The 1186-nt window shown below is 62.1% G+C and carries 1 protein-coding gene; it reads right to left on the bottom strand.

The window, feature by feature from the left end; all coding sequences use genetic code 11:
* Window positions 1-969, bottom strand: a 969-nt coding sequence (locus EN932_RS36490; RefSeq protein ID WP_164890858.1) for an AI-2E family transporter, incomplete at its 3' end; no start/stop codon positions are given.
* Between the last annotated feature and the right edge of the window lie 217 nt (window positions 970-1186).

Below are 1186 nucleotides of genomic sequence, written 5' to 3' on the forward strand. Positions count from 1 at the left end.
GCCTGTGATCATCTCCATCGCTACGAAGAGCCCCGCAGTCCACAGCACCAGCGACCAGCCAGGCGCGACGGCCAGCGCCAGGAACAACGGCAGCAGCGCGCCAATGACCGGGCCGATATAGGGAACAAAGCGCAGTGCCAGCGCCAGCAATCCCCATAGCAGTGCATTGGGTATGCCCAGAACCCACAGTCCGACCGTGATCGGTATGGCGTAGACGATGTTCACGACCATCTGCATAAGCAGATACCGGCCGACCCGCTTGCCGGCCTCCTGGAGCGCCTCGGTGGTTCGGTGAAGATCGCCATAGCCGACAAGCCGGATGAAACGATCGCGCAGGTCCTCGCGCTCCAGCAACATGAAGATGACGACGATGACGATCAACCCTGCCGACGCCAGCGGACTGATCAGCGGGCCGACCAGATTCTGCAGAACCTGGAGCGGCTTTTCGCGCGCGACGACCTCCACTGGCACCGGCTCGCGCCGTGGCTTGTCCGCGGCGGCCTGTGACGGCTCCTGCCTGTCAATCTCCTGGCCGACGCGCTCGATCACCCCGCTCAGTCTGGCAACGATCCCTCCGCCGACGCCGGTTTCCTTGAGGGACCTGACCTTGGTCAGGATGTTTGCCTGATAGAGCGAAATATTCTGCGCCAGTTCGCTGACCTGCGTGGCGACAACAAAGGAGAACAAGGCAAGTGCCGCGAATGCACCGAGCACACTGACGATGACGGCGGGAAGGCGGGGAATGCCGGCTCGCTTCAGGACGGAAACCACAGGGGCGAGCGCGAAGGTCAGCAACAGCGCGATGGCGATCGGCAGAAAAACCTCGCGCCCGAAATATAGCGCAGCCACCGCCGTCACGATGGTAGCGACGGTGGGCAATGCCATGCGCGGGTGGACGTTAGCAGCGGAAAGTATGCCAGCTAGCCCGGGTTCCGACGGCTGCGTGCCGGTTCGACGATTGGCCGCCACTTGATGCCTCCACACTGCCACTGCCATGATCAAGGATATTTAGCTGGCGTGCAACTGTTGCATCTTCGCGCATGGGCAGCCCGACGACGCGCTTGCCAGCCCCAACAGGAAAGCCGGACGGGCAATTTGTGGTGATGCAACAGCTCGATTCATTTCGCGACACAGGTCCGGCAATAGTATAGCGATGTTTCCGAGCGGAGGCAGAGCGCCTCCAGAT

It is taken from the genome of Mesorhizobium sp. M7A.F.Ca.US.002.01.1.1, assembly GCF_004022955.1.
GTDB lineage: Bacteria > Pseudomonadota > Alphaproteobacteria > Rhizobiales > Rhizobiaceae > Mesorhizobium > Mesorhizobium ciceri.